This is a genomic window from Nocardia abscessus (genome assembly GCF_015477775.1).
Lineage (GTDB): Bacteria > Actinomycetota > Actinomycetes > Mycobacteriales > Mycobacteriaceae > Nocardia > Nocardia abscessus_A.
Genome location: NZ_JADLQO010000002.1, coordinates 67,618 through 81,057 on the forward strand (window position 1 = coordinate 67,618; position 13,440 = coordinate 81,057).

Here is a 13,440-nt window from a genome sequence, read left to right on the forward strand (position 1 = left end):
GACGGCGGTCGGTCACGGCCTGGCCTCGGCCCCTGCCAGCGCCAGGACCGGTTCGGCCGCCGCACCGTTCGAATCCGCCCGCTCGGTCGGCGGCACAGCCGGGTCCGGAACCGACTGCGTCTGACCGGAATCCGCGGCCAAGATCAGCTCGGCCACCTTCGGGCCCGCCTGCTCCAAGCTGAACGACCGGCCCATCTGCAGCGACATCAGGTCGATACCGAGGGTCTTGGTGACCCGCGCACCGAGCTCGACCGCCATCAGCGAATCCAGCCCGAGTTCCGGCACCGGAACGGTCATATCGATGGACTCCACCGGCACGCCCATGACGACGGCGAGTTCCTCGGCCATCTTGCGGGCGACGAAGGCCCCGCGCTTGCTCTCCTCGATCGCGGCCACCTCGGCCCGCAGCCGGGCCAGTTCGGAGGTGTCCTTGGCGGAGGCCTGCGCGAGCGCGGTCGTGCGGCCGGTGCGGGTCAGCTGCGGGAAGGTACCGGTCAGCTTGGCCCAGTCGGTCGGGATGATCGCCGCGCGAGCGACGCCGAGGCGCAGCGTCTGCTCCAGGTAGGCGGTGGCGTCGGCCATGTCGATCGGGTCGAAGCCCACCAGATCGAGGTATTTGAGGGCCGTCTCGTCGGCGGCCATGCCGCCCGTGGCACCCGAGAGGTGACCCCAGCCGACGCACAGCGCCCGCTCGCCCGCCCGGGACCATTCCTCGGCCAGCGACTCCACCGCCACGTTGGCCGCGCAGTAGTTGTACTGACCGTAGATGCCGTACATCGAACCGCCCGAGGAGCACAGCACGAACATGTCCAACCGGATTCCGGCGTCGGCCACGGCTCGATGCAGCACCCGGGCGCCGTGCACCTTCGGGCGGTACACCTTGTCCAGCTCCTCGAACCGCATTGCGGCCAAGCGGTTGTCGGCGACGGAACCCGCCGCGTGGAACACCCCGCGCAGCGGATGCTCGGCGCTGTGGGACCGCGTGACGATCGCGGCGACAGCCTCCGGGTCGGTCACGTCGGCACGCTCCTCGACCACCTCGACGCCGACCGTTCGCCACGCCTCGAGCTGCCTGCGCGCCTCTTCGGTGCTCGCACCGCCACGGCCCAGCAGGACCAGCCGCCGCGCCCCGCGCAGCACCAGCCAGCGCCCGATGGCCATGCCGAACCCACCGAACCCGCCGGTGACGAGATAGGTCGCGGTGCTGTCGATCTCGAGCTCGGGCAGGTAGGGCCGCACCGCGGGCGTGGGCGAATCCATGCGCAGCGCGATCCGGGCGAGCCCGGTCGAGCGGATGGTCTCCTCGAAGGCCTTGGCCACCTCGTCGCTCTCGAACAGCTTGTAGGGCAGCGGCTGGTAGGTGCCCGCGAGCACCTTCTCGTAGACCCGCTGCAGCAGCCGGGCCAGCCGCTGCGCGTCGACGGCGACCAGGCGGTCCAGGTCCATCGAGAAGTACGCCAGGTTCTTGTCGAAGTTGGCCATCTCGAGCAGTCCGCCGGTGTAGATGTCGGCCTTGCCGACCTCGACGATGCGCCCGAATTCCGCGACGGCGTTGAAGTTCTGGCGCAGGATCTCCCCCGGCGCGCTGCTGAGCACGACCTCGACGCCCTTGCCGCCGGTCAGCTCCAGTACGTCGTCGACGAAGTTGAGCGAGCGCGAGTCGATCGCGTGATCGGCGCCGAGGGCGAGCACGTGGGCGCGGCGCTCGTCGGTGCTCGCCGTGCCGATGATGCGTGCCCCGCGGTCCTTGGCCACCTGGATCGCGGCCGTGCCGACGCCGCCCGCGGCGCCGTGGATCAGCACCGTCTCGCCCGGTTCCAGCCGGGCCAGATCCAGCAGCGCGTACTCGGCCGTGCCGAAAGCGATGGTGCTGGTGCAGTATCCGGGATCGGCGTCGGCAGGCAGCGGGATCGTCAGCTGCCGGTCGACGACGACATAGCGCTGCATCATGCCCTTGGCGGCCACCGCGACCAGCTCGCCCACCGCGAGGTCGGTGATCCCGTCGCCCACCCGCACCACTTCGCCGACGCCCTCCATCCCGGGCACGGTGCCGAAATAGGTCGGCGCGAGCTCTCGCTCGCCGAGCAGGCCGATGACCTTGAGTGGATCCTTGTAATTGAGGCCGATGATCTTCATCCGCACTTCGACCTGGCCCGGTCCCGGCTCGGGCCGCGGGCACTGCCGCCACGCCAACGCCGACAGCATCCGGGTGCGGGGCAGCTCCAACGTGAAGTTGGTCTCCGGGTCGGTCAGCGGTTCGGCGGTGTCGAGGGCGTCGAGGCGCTCCTGCAGCGGCTTGGTCACCAGCGGAACCCAGCGCCGGCCACCGCGCAGCACGACCTCATCGAGGTTGTCGTTCCAGAACGCGCCCGGCACGGCCAGCTCCGCGAGCAGACCGGCGATCTCGGTGTCGGGTTCCACGTCGATCAGCCGCCAGCGCAGCGCCGACTGCTCGTTGAGCAGCACCCGGCGCGCACCGGCCAGCGCGGCGTGCTTCGAGTTCGGCGGGATCGGGCTGTCCGGCAGCGCGAACGCCCGCTCGGTCACCAGGGTGGCATGACACCAGCCGTCACCGAAGACGCTCTTGGGCCCCTGTTCGGTGGTCTCGGGATGGACGAACTCGTCGAGCGTGACCGCGATCCGCTCCAGTGTCCATAGATCGGCGACATCGTCCTCGACGGTCCCCGCGACCACGCAGACGTGCAGCCGGTCGGTGCCCTCCGCCTTGGCGGCCGCCAGTGTCGCGGCCAGGTCGGAGGCGAGTTCGCGGTCCACCGTCGCGGCCACGTAGAGCCGGGAGCCCGGGAGGGCGGCGGCCAGTTGCCCCGCCCGGCGGCAGTCGCCGCCGAGCGCGACGATCACGGTGGTCACCGAATCCTGCGGCAGCGCCGCAGGATCGAGGGGATCGCGCTGTTCCAACGTCTCGGCGTAGTAGAAGTCGACCATTCGATGCAGCGGGTCCTGGCCCGGCGCGAGCGCACCGATCTGCAGGCCGCTCAACCGCATCACGAGGTTTCGTTCGTCGTCGAGCAGATCCACGTCGGCGCGCAGCCGGGCCCGGGGATCGCGCCGCGCGATCACGGTGATCCGCTCGGGCAGTGGTGCGACCAGCCGCACCGCCGCGACGCCGACCGGCACCAGCGTGCCCTCGTCGATCCGGGCATCGGCGAACAGCAGGGCCGCGGACTGCATCGCGGCATCGACCACCGCGGGATGCGCGAGGTGTCCGGAGTCCGCGGCGATGGTGCCGTCCACGGTGGCGACCACCGCGTCCGCGCCGACGCGTACGGAGGTGACGCGGCGGAAGGCCGGACCGTACTGCAGCCCCGCGGCGGCCAGTCCGGTGTAGAACATCTGCGGGTCGACGTCGAGACCGACGTCGAGGGTGGGAACCGCGACCTTCGATGGCTTGTGGCTGCCGGTCAGCGTGCGGCCGAACGCGTGCACCGTCCAGGCCGTCCCCGTCGCCGAGCGCGATCGGATCATGAAACGGCCGCTGGCCTCCTCGATGGTCAGCGCCACCAGCGGCACGTCCGGTGCGCCCATGATCAGCGGCGCCACGAACCGGACCTGCTCCAGCGCGACGCGTTCGACTCCGAGACGCGCGGCCGTGGCACTCAGCGCGGCATCCAGGTACGCCGCGCCCGGCATGATCTTGATGCCGTTGACCACATGGTCGGCCAGCCACGGCAGCAGCTCGGTGCCGACCTGCAGCAGCCAATCCGGCCTGCCCTCGACGTCGGGATCGCCGAGCATGGCGTAGGCCCCGGGGGTACCCAACCGCGCCTGCTCGAACAGCGGCAACGCCGCATGCAGCCGGGTCCGCTGCCACGGATAACGCGGCAGCGGCACGTGGGGGGTGGCGGGGTGCCGCGCCGGGAACAGCTCGTCGAGGTCGAGTACGCCCGCGGCGTAGAGCCCGATGAGGGTGCGGCGGATGCTCTCCGAATCCGGCTGCTTGCGATCCAGTGTCGCCACCGTCGTGCCGCTGACGTCCGCGCCCAGCAGAGCCTCGCGGATGTTGCCAGACAGCACCGGGTGCGGGCCGACCTCCAGGAAGACCCGGCTGTCCGCGCCGATCAGCTTCGTGACCGCGTCGGCGAACCGGACGGGCTCCCGCACGTTCGCGCACCAGTATCCGGCGTCCCAGTCGGGGCCGAGCACCGGCTCGCCGGTGACCGAGGAATACAGCGGTACCCTCGGCGCCGTCGGCTCGAGTCCGGCCAGCGCCTCGCGCAGCTCGTCCAGGATGGGGTCCATCAACCGGCTGTGGTACGGCACCTCGACGCGCAGCCGACGCGCGAAGGTACCGTCCTCGGTGAGCTTTTCGGCGATCTCGTCCAAGCGGTCGACGTCACCGGACAGGGTCAGCGAGCTCGCGCTGTTGATCGCGGCGACATCCACCCTCGGGTCGTCGCCGACGAGCTCGCGGGCCTGCTCGAGCGACATCCCGACCGCGAGCATGCCGCCCGAACCGGCGGTACTCGCCTGCAACCGGGCCCGGTGATAGGCCACGAGCACCGCGTCGCGTAGCGACAGCATGCCGCTCACGTAGGCCGCCGACACCTCACCGACGCTGTGCCCCAGCACGGCCGCGGGCCGGATGCCGTACTCGGCGAGTTCGCGCACCAGCGCCACCTGCACGAGGAAGTTGGCCGGCTGCGCCACCTCGGTGCTGGTGACCCGTGACTGCGCCTCGGGCCGCAGCAGCTCCTCGATGATCGACCAACCCGCGATCGCGCGGAACTCCGCGTCGACCTCCGCGGCCACGTCGGCGAAAACACCTTCGCCGCTCAGTGATTCGCGGGCCATCCCCCACCACTGCGGACCCATGCCGGAGAACACGAACACCGGTTCCGCGGTCCGCGCCACGATCGTCCGTACGGCGTCGCGGCCTTCTCCCGCGGCGAACCGGCGCAGATCCCGCAGCAGGTCGGCGGTATCGCCGACGAGCATGCCCGTGCGGTACTGATGGTGCGCCATGCGGGTCCAGGCGGCCTCGGCCAGCCGATCCGGGTCGGCGCCCGCGGTGATCAGATCGCCGAACCGGGCGGCCAGCGCGCGAGCCGCTGCGGTGCTGCGCGCCGAGATCGGCAGGACGCCGAAATGTCTCGGAGGCGAATCGGTCCGGGCGGCGACCTGCCGGAACTCCTGCAGGATGGTGTGGGCGTTGGTGCCGCCGTAGCCGAAGCCGTTGACCGCGATCGTCATCGGCTCGGCGTCCTCGGGCAGCGCCTCCGCTTCCAACTGGACGTGCAGTCCCAACTCGTCGAACGGTATGTCGGGATTGGGTTTGTCGAGCCAGCCCTGCGGCGGGATGGTGCGATGGTGGATCGCCAGCGCCGACTTGATCACGCTCGCGATACCGGCCGCGGCCTCGGTGTGACCGAGTGTCGACTTCACCGAGCCGACGCCGAGCGAGCGCGTGCGCCCCGCCGGCGCGCCGAACACCCGGCCGAGCGCGCGCAACTCGACGGGATCGCCGACCAGCGTGCCGGTGCCGTGCGCCTCGACGTAGGTGATCGCCTCCGGCGCGAGCCCCGAGCGCCTGCATACCGAACGGGCCAAAGCTTCTTGGGATTCGGCGCTGGGCACGGTGATCGCTGTGGTGCGGCCGTCCTGATTGGCGCCGGTCGCCTTGACCACCGCGTAGATCCGGTCGCCGTCGCGGACCGCGTCGTCGAGCTTCTTCAGCGCCACCATGCCCGCGCCCTCGCCGCGCCCGTAACCGTCGGCCGAGGCGTCGAAGGACTTGCAGCGGCCGTCCGCGGCCAGGAACCCGCCCTTGCACATCAGCACGAAGGTCTCCGGCTGCAGCATCACGTTCACGCCGCCCGCCAGCGCCACCTTGCAGTCGTCGTTCTCCAGCGCCTGACAGGCGAGATGGAAGGCGACCAGCGACGACGAGCACGCGGTGTCGACCGTGAGCGCGGGACCGACCAGGTTGAGCGCGTAGGCGATCCGGTTGGACAGCATGGTGTAGGACGCACTGGCCGGGGTGTGCATGTCGGTGTGGAACAGGGCCGGGCCGACCACGCCGATCACCGACTGGTCCACCACGAACCCGCCGACGTAGACGCCGATCGACTCCCCCGCCGCGTGCCGCGCGATCCCGGCGTCGTCGAGTGCCTCCCAGGTCACCTCGAGCATCAGGCGCTGCTGCGGGTCCAGCACGGTCGCCTCGCGGGCGGAGATGCCGAAGAAGTCCGGATCGAACTCCCACGGGTCGATCGTCATGAATGCCGCGCGCTTGGTGTAGCTGCGTCCCGGCGTGCGCGGTTCCGGATCGTAGTAGCGGCGATAATCCCAGCGATCGGCCGGCATCTCGATCACACCGTCACGTTTGTCCAGGACGAATTCCCAAAAGGTGTCGGGCGAGTCGATTCCGCCTGCAAATCTGCAGCCGATGCCGACAATTGCAATATCCGACATGCATATCCTCCGGGTCGGAACCAGGTGATCACCATTTTTGTCCGGCGATTCACGAATTTGCGTGTGCGCAGTTGGCGACGGCCCCAGCGTAACGACCGCCACAACGGCCGTCGCAAGCTCAGGGAAAGTTCACAATTCACCTACCCAACGATTTGTAACATCTCGAAGACCTGGCGCGAGCAGCTGCGAAACCCGTTGACATTGCTACGTTTTCACCTGTTCGGGGCACTCGCCGAAATACGATGTCATCGATTAGGAGGCGGCATTGTTCGCCGAGTTCACGCGCTGGATCGATACGCTCGTCCGGCGGCGATTCACCGTCATCGGGCTCACCGTCGCCGGACTGCTCGCGCTCGGTGTGTACGGCCTCGGGTTGGGCGATCACCTCAGCGTCAGCGGATGGGACGATCCGACCTCGGAATCGGCGCGGGCGGCGCGGCTCAAAGACGAGACGTTCGGCCACGACCACATCGCCGATGTGCTCTTGTTGGTGCACGCCCCGGCCGGGAAGACGATAGACGATCCCGCATTCGCCGCCACGGTCGTCGGCCACCTGAACAGCCTGCCGCAACGCTTTCCGGATCAGATCACCAAGATCAACGCCACCTACTGGCCCACCGAGACCGGGCTCGAGCTACCGGACATCTTCGGCTCCGAGGACCGCGACTACGCCTTCGCCTCCATCGCCATTCACGGCAACGACGACACGCAGGTGATGCGCAACTACCGAACCGTCGCCGACGAATTCCGGATACCGGGTGTCGAGATGGAGGTCGCCGGCGGGCAGCCGGTCGCGGCCGCCCTCAACGACACCATGGCCCACGATCAGCGACGCATGGAACTGTTCGCCGTTCCCGCTGTGGCGGTGCTGTTGTTCTTCCTGTTCGGCGGCGTCGTCGCGGCCGCGCTGCCGCTCATCGTCGGCGGACTGACCGTGCTGGGAGCGTGGGGGGTCATTCGCGCCCTGACCACCGTCACCGAGGTGAATTCCTTCGTCTCGCCGGTGGTCTCGATGATCGGCCTCGGCTTGGCCATCGACTATGGCCTGTTCATCGTGAGCCGGTTCCGCGAGGAGTTGGCCGAGGGCCACGACGTGCCCGAGGCGGTACGGCGCGCGGTCGCGACCGCCGGACGGACCGTGGTGTTCTCCGCGACCATCGTGGTCGTCGCCGCGGGCGCCATTCTGCTGTTCCCGCAGGGCTTCTTGCGCTCGTTCAGTTTCGGCGCGATGGTGACGGTGACGCTGGCGGCGCTGATCTCGATCACGTTGCTGCCCGCCATGCTGGCCGTGCTCGGCCGGCGGGTGGACTGGCTGGGTTTCAACCGGTTCCACGCGCGCAGGGCGAGCGACCGCGCGCCGGACAATCCGTGGGGACGCGTCGCCGGGTGGGTCATGCGAAGGCCGCTGGCCGTGGCGGTTCCGGTGGTGGCCGTCCTGGTGGTGCTCATCGCCCCGGTGCGCGACGTGGCCTTCGGCGGCATCACCGAGCGCTTCCTGCCGCCGCAGCATCCGGCCCGCACGGCACAGCAGCACTTCGATCAGGTCTTCCCGCTGCGTCAGATCAATCCGGTCGATCTGGTGCTGATCACCCTCGACACCGCCGACGTCGACGGGGTGGTCGCGCAGGCAAGCCGGGCCCCCGGACTCATCGCGCCGTTCCCGCGCGCGGTGCAGGGACCGGCGAATCCGAACGTCTTCACCACCTCGACCGTGCTGCGTGACGCGCACGACGCGAACGCGACCATCGACTATCTGCGCGCCATGCCCGTGCCGAAGGGCACGACCGTGCTGGTCGGCGGGCAGCCCGCGATCCAGCGCGACAGCGTCGACGCGCTGCTGAAGCGGATGCCGCTGATGATCGCGCTGGTCTTTCTCGTCACCACCGTGCTGATGGTGCTGGCCTTCGGCTCACTGGTGCTGCCGCTCAAGGCCGCGGTGCTGAATCTGCTCGGCCTCGGCTCCACGCTCGGCATTCTCACCTGGATCTTCGTCGAGGGCCACGGCGCGGGTCTGCTGGATTTCACCCCGCAGCCGATCATGGCGCTGGTATTGGTGCTGATCATCGCCGTGATCTACGGCTTGTCGACCGACTACGAGATATTCCTGCTCGCTCGCATCGTGGAGGCGCGGGCGGCGGGCGCGACGACCACCGAGGCGGTCCGCGTCGGCATCGCCCGCACGGGCTGGATCATCACCGCCGCCGCCCTCATCCTGTTGGTGGTGACCGGGGCCTTCGCTCTGTCGGATCTGGTCATGATGCAGTACATCGCCTTCGGCATGGTCGCGGCGCTGTTCATCGACGCGACGATCCTGCGCATGCTGCTGGTGCCCGCGACCATGCGTCTGCTCGGCGACGCCTGCTGGTGGGCCCCGTCCTGGCTGCGGCGCGGCGGGCGTCAGCACACCGACCCCGCGCCCGAGGCGCCCCGCGCCGAAGCCGTGCACGGCTCCGGACACCACTAGGCCGACCAACTCCACGGGCTCGTCGCCGTCCGCGCGCGGTCCGGCAGCGCCAGCGTGAGCGCGGCGAGGCCCAAGGCCGCGGCGGCGATGGCCGAGAGCATGATCATGCTGCCGGACAGCGTGTGCGCGCGGAAGAACAGCGCGCTGAGCACCGCCAGTCCGACCGAATTGCCGATCTGCTCGAGGGTGGGGAGCAAGCCCGAGGCCTCGCCCATGGCCCGATCGTCCAGTTCCGCCAGCATCAGCGGCTGCAGCGGCACCCCGAACACCCCCACCCCGAAGCCGGCGAGGAACACCGGCCCGGCCACCAGCGGCAGGTTCACCGCGCCGGATCCCACGTACAGGTATCCCACCCCCACCACGACGCAGCCGCCGAAGACGGCGATTCCGGCGGCCGGCGCCCGAATCCCCCAGCGGTTCACCAATATCGGCGACAGCACCGCGCCCACGCCCGCGCCGATGGCGAACGGCGTCATCGCGGCGCCGGTGCGCAGCGCGGAGAACCGCAGCACGTCCTGCAGCAGGATCGAGACGGTGAACACGAACGCGGTGAACAGGCCGAAAAAGATCGTCACCAGCGCCGACCCGACCGCGAACCCCCGGTCGGAGAACAAGTCCAGCCGCACCAGCGCGCGGCCGCCGCGGCGACGCGTCGCGCGCTCGTGGGCGACGAACATCGCACCCGCCACCACCGCGGCCGCGATGCACACCCCGTGCAGCGGACGCCAGCCCGCCTGTTGGCTGTCCGACAGCGCGAACAGCAGCAGGAACAGCGCCGCGGTGGCCACCACGGTCCCGCGCAGATCCAGCGGATCCCGATCCGTCGCCGGACCCAACCGCAGGTATTTCGCGGCCAGCGCGATCGCCACCACGCCCAGCGGCAGGTTCATCAGGAAGATCGCGTGCCAGCCGAGCCCGAACGGGTCCAGGGTGATCAGGCCGCCGCCCAGGATCGGACCGAGCATTCCGGCGAAACCGGCTGTCGCGCCGTACACCGCGAAGGCGTATTGATGGTGCTCGCGCCGGAAGCTCGCGGTGATGATGGCGATGGTCTGTGCCGCCATTCCCGCCCCCGCCACGCCCTGGACGATCCGGGCGATCACCAGTTCCATCGCGGTGGAGGAAATTCCACACCACACCGAGGCCGCCGTGAAGGCTGCCGCCGACCACAGGAACATCCGGCGGCGCCCCACGATCGCGCCGACGCGAGCCGCGGTGAGCAGTACGCAGGCGAACGCCAGCGAGTAGCCGGCCACTACCCACAGCTGCTCGGAGCGCGAGGCCCGCAGCTCCGCGGTCACGGCCGGAAGAGCGGTGTTGACGATCGTCACATCGATCATCTGCATGAAAACCGAGATCAGGCACGCCCCGAACGATCCGAGCGCCACTGCTGCCTCTTTGCGGGTCATCGCATCGCCATTTCGATCATCGGCCACGAATCGTGCGAATTCTGTCGCGGCGAATCGGCGCGGACCGGCCGAGCGCCGATCATCGAGCTGGCCGGTGCGCGGGCCGCGGCGGGCACCGCGCCTGTTCGCTGCGGATATTCGGGCATGTCGACTCCTGGCCCTGGGTAGGAGGGCTCGAATTCGCAGTCAATAACATCGCGTGGCCGATTCGCCATATTCTCGGACTATCTTGTGTCCGTTACCAATTCGTCTCGGCGACCGTTGCCGGAATTCCCAAACCGAGCATGTGCCCTCTGCGGTTGCCGGGCCGACGTATACAAAGCCCGCCCGGTACCCGATACTTGCGTGCCGGAGAAATTCGTCGTGGTGATGTGCCGGTACCGCACGTACACGGCCGACACAGGGTCATCGTTGGCTCTCGCCGCCGGCTGCCGCCTGGCCGATCCGCACGGCTCGGGCCGGGTCCAGCAACGCCCGGCAACTCGATCGATGCCGAAACCGTTTGCCGCGTCGGGCCCTTGGCTAGATTCATAGTATGAATCTCCGTAACTTCGCCGCACCCGCGGTGTTAGCAGCCGCACTCACGCTGGCAGGCACCGCGGTCGCGAGCGCGGCCCCGGCGCAGACCGTGGACGACGACACCGTGTACTTCCGCTACGCCAGCTCGAACTGTGCGATCCATTCGAACGGTGACGTCGGCTGCGACATCCCCTACGGCACCAATCTGTTCGGCTTCACGATCTACGACCTGGTGATCGATCTGCCGTTCTTGCCCGCCCACCCGACCTTCGGCCTCACCGGCCCGCACGGCCGCGCGGACAGCCCGCCGATCGCGGGCACCCTCACCAACGGCGGCGCCAGCTGCACCGGAGGTGGCCGGGGCGCCCTGTCGTGCACCTCGAAGGGCCACAGCTTCAGCTTCGGCTGGTCGGGCACCCAGATCAGCTGAGCCCTCGAGCCGCCCTGCTCGTGCGGACTCGAGCAGGGCGGCCACGAGCTCACCGACGCTTCTTCCAAGCCGCGTAGGGCCCGGGCAGGCAGACCGCGCAGGGACGATAACCCGCGGTCGCCGCGTCGGTCTCGGTCGCGAAGAAGACGCGATGTGCGCGATAGGCGCCGCGCGCCAGCGCGCGCAGGGCGGAGGGGCAATCGAGGCGACCGTAGATCTTGCTGCGGCGATGGCCGCCGTAGCGGCCGGGCGCGGCGCTGCGATACGGTCGGCCGTCACCGCCGAGCAAGGTGTACACCGGCGGCTACCGCGCGTCGTGCAGCACGAGGCCCAGCGTGTGGCGCAGGCCGCTGCGCACGCGGCTGACGCCATGGCGAACCGGGGCACGGGACCAACCTCGGCTGGACGGCGTCGGCCGATCGCGGGTGGTGAAGATCAAGGCGTGTCCTTGCTCCAGAACGGACACAGTCGCTTTCGATTGGGCGCGGGGCCGTTGCTCCACGATCAGGAACTCGCCGCCGGTGTGGTCGGTCCCGGGCCGGTCCAAGCCGATGACGACCTGGAGCGGGAAGACCAGCTCGCCGTACAGATCCCGGTGCAAGGCGTTCCAGTCACCCGCGGTGTAGCGCAACAGGATCGGAGTCGGCTCGGTCTGCCCCGCGGCGTGGCAGGCGTCGAGCCAGTCCGCGAACTCCTCCGGCCAGGGGGCCGGATCACCGAGCCGCTCGGCCCAGGATCGCGCCAACGGCAGCAGCTTTCGATAGAACGCCGCCCGCAGCTGCGTGATCGGCTCCGGCACCGGTTCGGCGAAGTACCGATAGGTGCCTTCGCCGAAGCGGTAGCGCGCCATGTCGACGGTGGACCGGAAGCGTGGGACGTCATCCCAGAGGGCGGTGACGGCGGCGCACTCTTCTGGGGTGAGGATCGGCCCGGTCGCCGCGCAGCCGTGGGCATCGACCTCATCGAGCAGCGCGGGCCACGATTGAGCGTCGATGCGATCCGCCGAAGGGGCAAAGGCTTTCGATCGCCCCGATACCTGCGCGGGCGCGGCCATGCCTGCGCTTGGCCCGCTCACGCCGCCTCCAAGCTCAACAGCGACTGCTTGGCGGCGACGCCGCCGACGTATTGTCCGATCGCCCCGTCACCGCGGACCACCCGGTGACACGGGATCACCACCGGCAGCGGGTTGCGCGCGCACGCGGAGCCGACCGCGCGCACCGCACGCGGGTTTCCGACGGCGGCGGCCACCGCGCCATAGCTCGCGCGCTGCCCGTAGCCGATGGCGGGTAGGTGCTCGATCACCTGGCGGCGGAACCCCGCGGCCAGCCGCAGATCCAGCGGCAGATCGAAATGCGTCCGGCTGCCCGCGAAATACTCGTCGAGCTGCCGGGCCGCCGCGTCCAGCCGAACCGGGGCGGCGAGTATCCGAGGGCTGATCCGCGCCGCCAACGTGGCGAGCACCGCCGCGTGGTCCTCGGTCGGGTAGGCGACGCGGACCAAACCGGCCGGGGTCGCCGCCAGCAGCAGCGTTCCTACGGGGGTGTCGACGGTGCGGTAGGCGACGTCGAGCAGGCCCGCGTCGTCGGCATCGAGCGCCAGTCGCGCGTGCAGGTCGGCGAGCAGGTCGGCGTCGGGGGTCAGTGCGTGCGACAACGCGTTCAGGTCGCCGCGGTCGAGGCTGGCCATCATGCGTCCTCCTTCGGGTAGAGCTTGCGCAGGGTCTTCAGGCCGTCCGCGGCGGCGCGACGAGCGGCGTCCGGAGAGTTGCCGAGCAGTTCGGCGATCTCCGCGTGGGGCAACCCGCCCAGGTAGTGGTAGGCGACCGCCTGGCGCTGCTTGGTCGGCAGCGCGCGCAGGGCGGCCCAGAGATCGGGGTCGTAGTCGGCCGGGCCGGGGGCCGCGGTGGGGCGCTCCGGCAACATCTCCGCCGGGACGGGCGCGCGCGTCAACGCCCGGCCGACGTCGATCGCGCGGCGATGCGCGATGGTCACCAACCACGCCTCGAGGTTCGTGTCCCCGGAAAGGCCGGGATACGCGCGCAGCGCCGAGAGAAACGTCTCCGACCAGGCGTCGGCCGCGTCGGACGGGCCGAGCACCGCACGGCAGACGCGCAACACCATCGGGCCGTACTCGGCCACTACTTCCTCGAACGGGGGCAGGCTCACACCGGGTAGACGCCGCGGGCG

General features: G+C 69.9%; 9 protein-coding genes. 2 read left to right on the top strand and 7 right to left on the bottom strand.

All coding sequences use genetic code 11. From position 1 onward, the window contains the following. Positions 1-12: 12 nt before the first annotated feature. On the bottom strand, positions 13-6,432 hold the full coding sequence (locus tag IU450_RS05840; protein WP_195148778.1) for a type I polyketide synthase: 6,420 nt from the start codon (positions 6,430-6,432) through the stop codon (positions 13-15). Positions 6,433-6,697: 265 nt separating this feature from the next. Here IU450_RS05840 and IU450_RS05845 point away from each other — a divergent pair, with 265 nt between their 5' ends. Next, a complete protein-coding gene (locus IU450_RS05845) occupies positions 6,698-8,896 on the top strand; it encodes an MMPL family transporter (protein ID WP_195148779.1) in 2,199 nt (732 codons plus the stop codon). Here IU450_RS05845 and IU450_RS05850 read toward each other — a convergent pair. Both IU450_RS05850 and IU450_RS05855 read right to left on the bottom strand, forming a co-directional pair. Then, positions 8,893-10,305: an MFS transporter gene (locus tag IU450_RS05850; protein ID WP_195148780.1), complete on the bottom strand. Its 1,413-nt coding sequence runs from the start codon at positions 10,303-10,305 to the stop codon at positions 8,893-8,895. The genes IU450_RS05845 and IU450_RS05850 overlap by 4 nt on opposite strands. Beyond that, entirely contained in the window at positions 10,302-10,451 is a 150-nt protein-coding gene (locus IU450_RS05855; RefSeq protein ID WP_195148781.1) for a hypothetical protein, read from the bottom strand. The genes IU450_RS05850 and IU450_RS05855 overlap by 4 nt, the downstream gene beginning before the upstream one ends. Before the next feature lie 389 nt (positions 10,452-10,840). Here IU450_RS05855 and IU450_RS05860 point away from each other — a divergent pair, with 389 nt between their 5' ends. After that, positions 10,841-11,254, top strand: a complete 414-nt coding sequence (locus IU450_RS05860; RefSeq protein ID WP_195148782.1) for a hypothetical protein — start codon at positions 10,841-10,843, stop codon at positions 11,252-11,254. Positions 11,255-11,303: 49 nt separating this feature from the next. Here IU450_RS05860 and IU450_RS05865 read toward each other — a convergent pair whose 3' ends face one another. From IU450_RS05865 to IU450_RS05880, 4 genes are read right to left on the bottom strand one after another with little or no spacing between them, the layout of a single operon-like run. Further along, the gene (locus IU450_RS05865; RefSeq protein WP_195148783.1) at positions 11,304-11,552 is read right to left on the bottom strand and encodes an Ada metal-binding domain-containing protein; all 249 of its coding nucleotides are present in this window, start codon (positions 11,550-11,552) and stop codon (positions 11,304-11,306) included. Positions 11,553-11,558: 6 nt separating this feature from the next. Next, complete coding sequence (locus tag IU450_RS05870; RefSeq protein ID WP_195149539.1) at positions 11,559-12,308, bottom strand: 2OG-Fe(II) oxygenase; 750 nt, start codon at positions 12,306-12,308, stop codon at positions 11,559-11,561. Between the two features lie 17 nt (positions 12,309-12,325). Next, entirely contained in the window at positions 12,326-12,940 is a 615-nt protein-coding gene (locus IU450_RS05875) for a methylated-DNA--[protein]-cysteine S-methyltransferase (RefSeq protein WP_195149541.1), read from the bottom strand. After that, positions 12,940-13,413, bottom strand: coding sequence for an RNA polymerase sigma factor (locus IU450_RS05880; RefSeq protein ID WP_195149540.1), 474 nt, complete (start codon positions 13,411-13,413; stop codon positions 12,940-12,942). The genes IU450_RS05875 and IU450_RS05880 overlap by 1 nt, the downstream gene beginning before the upstream one ends. Between the last annotated feature and the right edge of the window lie 27 nt (positions 13,414-13,440).

What these genes read in the sequence shown, in the direction of transcription:
- IU450_RS05840 (WP_195148778.1), bottom strand. Translation starts at nt 6,432, where the DNA reads ATGTCGGATATTGCAATTGTCGGCATCGGCTGCAGATTTGCAGGCGGA.
- IU450_RS05850 (WP_195148780.1), bottom strand. Translation starts at nt 10,305, where the DNA reads ATGACCCGCAAAGAGGCAGCAGTGGCGCTCGGATCGTTCGGGGCGTGC.
- IU450_RS05855 (WP_195148781.1), bottom strand. Translation starts at nt 10,451, where the DNA reads ATGCCCGAATATCCGCAGCGAACAGGCGCGGTGCCCGCCGCGGCCCGC.
- IU450_RS05860 (WP_195148782.1), top strand. Translation starts at nt 10,841, where the DNA reads ATGAATCTCCGTAACTTCGCCGCACCCGCGGTGTTAGCAGCCGCACTC.
- IU450_RS05870 (WP_195149539.1), bottom strand. Translation starts at nt 12,308, where the DNA reads ATGGCCGCGCCCGCGCAGGTATCGGGGCGATCGAAAGCCTTTGCCCCT.
- IU450_RS05875 (WP_195149541.1), bottom strand. Translation starts at nt 12,940, where the DNA reads ATGGCCAGCCTCGACCGCGGCGACCTGAACGCGTTGTCGCACGCACTG.